Origin of the sequence: Gemmiger formicilis, from assembly GCF_016900095.1 — a bacterium.
Taxonomy (GTDB): domain Bacteria; phylum Bacillota; class Clostridia; order Oscillospirales; family Ruminococcaceae; genus Gemmiger; species Gemmiger formicilis_A.
Window position 1 is genome coordinate 1 of record NZ_JACJJP010000069.1, and the last position, 2,262, is coordinate 2,262.

Consider the following 2,262-nt stretch of genomic DNA (forward strand, 5'->3'; position numbering starts at 1 on the left):
AGATCACCGGGCTGGGGATGACCGGATCGACGGCCGGCGGCGGGGTGGGGGCAGCGGGCTGCTGCACGGCGGGTTCCGCCTGGGCGGCCGGAGCGGCATTCTTGGACGCCATCTGGGCATGCATGGCAGCCTGGATGGGCTCATCCACACCCGGGGTGTTCTCGAAGCCGGTGGCCACGACGGTGATGTTCATCTCGTCAGCCAGGCGTTCATCGAACGCAGTACCCCAGATGATGTTGGCATCGGGATGGGCAGACTGGGTAATCATGGAAGCGGCAGTCTCCACATCGTCCAGGCCGATATCCGGGCTGGAGGTGATGTTGATGATGACACCGCGAGCGCCGGCGATGCTGGTTTCCAGCAGCGGGCTGGAGATGGCAGCCTTGGCGGCGTTTTCGGCCTTGCCGGCGCCCTTGGCGACGCCGACGCCCATGTGGGCAAAGCCGGCGTCCTTCATGATGGAGCGCACGTCGGCGAAGTCCAGGTTGATGAAGGCCGGAATGTTGATCAGGCTGGAGATACTCTCAACGCCCTGGCGCAGCACGTTGTCGGCGGCTTCGAAGGCGTTCATCAGGGTGATCTTTTCCTGGCTGATGAGCTTCAGACGCTCGTTCGGGATCACGATCAGGCTGTCCACATGCATCATCAGGTTGGCAATGCCCTGCTCGGCCAGGCTCATCTTGCGCTTGCCCTCAAAGCTGAAAGGCTTGGTGACGATGCCCACGGTCAGGATGCCCAGGTCATGGGCAGTCTCGGCCACAACGGGCGCCGCACCGGTGCCGGTGCCGCCGCCCATACCGGCGGTGATGAAGACCATCTGGGCGCCTTTCAGGGCGTTGGTGATCTCGTCCTTGCTCTCTTCGGCGGCACGCTGGCCCACTTCCGGGTCGGCGCCGGCGCCGCGGCCCTTGGTCAGCTTGGCGCCAAGCTGGACCTTCTGGGTCGCCTTGGAGTTGATCAGGGCCTGCTGGTCGGTGTTCATCGCAACGAATTCCACGCCGCCAAGGCCCGCGTCGACCATACGGTTGACAGCGTTGCCGCCGCCGCCGCCGACGCCGATCACCTTGATGTTAGTTACATTCTGCATCTCTTCATCGAGAACGAACGCCATGAGTGTATCCCCCTAAACAGTTGTTAATTTCGACGGGCCCGACAGTCCGGGCCGCCGCCATGCGGTTTATGACCCAGAGGCACACTGGCCCTGTATTTTTTACATATAACTGATTATTAGAATACCAAATTCACAACGATATTTCAATAGCTGCGGCGCAAAAAAACAAAATTTGCGCCGCAGCCCGTAGAAATATCCAAAAGAGTTCACATGCCTGCGCGGATTTTATCGCATTTGCATAGCGGGAACAGTTTTTCGCGTGGCATCGCTCAATGTTTTGGTGTAAGCACACCGGGCTCCCAGGGTCGCGAGCTCCGCGGGCAGGTCCTGGTACCCCCTTCGGATGTGACCGGAATCGCTGATGCGCACCGTTCCTTTGGCTCCCAGCGCCGCCAGCACCAGGGCTGCCCCGCCCCGCAGGTCGGGGGCGGTCACATCGGCCCCGTGCAGTGCCGCATCGCCGCCGATCCACAAATCCCGCCCATCGGCACGCACCCTGGCACCCATGGCCGCAAAGCCCTCGGCGCAGGCAAACCGATTCTGGAACAGGGCGTCGTGGATGCGGCTTTCTCCCCGGGCACTCAGCAGCACTGCCGCCGCCAATGGGGCGGTGTCGGTGGCAAAACCGGGCCAGGCGCCGGTGCACAGGTCCGCCCCGCCCCACAGCGGCGTATCCGGATCCCGGGCCACCGTAAAGCTGTCCGGTCCCGCGACGATCTCGCACCCGGCGGTGCGCAGGAACCGCAAAAACGGCGCCAGGTGTCCCGGGCGGCAGTGTTCCACCGTAACCCGGCCGCCCGCCACCGCCACCGCCGCCGCGTAGGTGGCCGCCGCAATCCGGTCGGGCAGCGGCAGGTGCACCCCACCCCCGGGCAGAATGCCTTCCTGCCCGTGCACCGTAATCACCGGGGTGCCGGCGCCCTCAATCTTGGCCCCCGCCATGCGAAGAAAGGCGGCGGTGTCCGCGATTTCCGGTTCACAGGCCGCCCCCCGCAGCACGGTGGTGCCCCGGGCGCAGGCCGCAGCCATGAGCAGAGTCAGAGTGGCCCCCACGCTGGGCAGGCGCAGGGTGAAGTCCGCCCCGCAAAGGGGGCCTTCCCGGCAGAGAACCACCGAGGATTCCCCCTCCCGGATGGTGGCCCCCATGGCCC

The 2,262-nt window shown here is 64.8% G+C and carries 2 protein-coding genes; both read right to left on the reverse strand.

The genetic code is table 11. The features are described from left to right. Positions 1–1,111, reverse strand: a 1,111-nt coding sequence (ftsZ, locus tag H6B15_RS15200) for a cell division protein FtsZ (RefSeq protein ID WP_204648846.1), incomplete at its 3' end; no start/stop codon positions are given. A gap of 225 nt (positions 1,112–1,336) precedes the next feature. After that, on the reverse strand, positions 1,337–2,262 hold a 926-nt coding region (locus H6B15_RS15205; protein WP_204648847.1), incomplete at its 5' end, for a UDP-N-acetylglucosamine 1-carboxyvinyltransferase.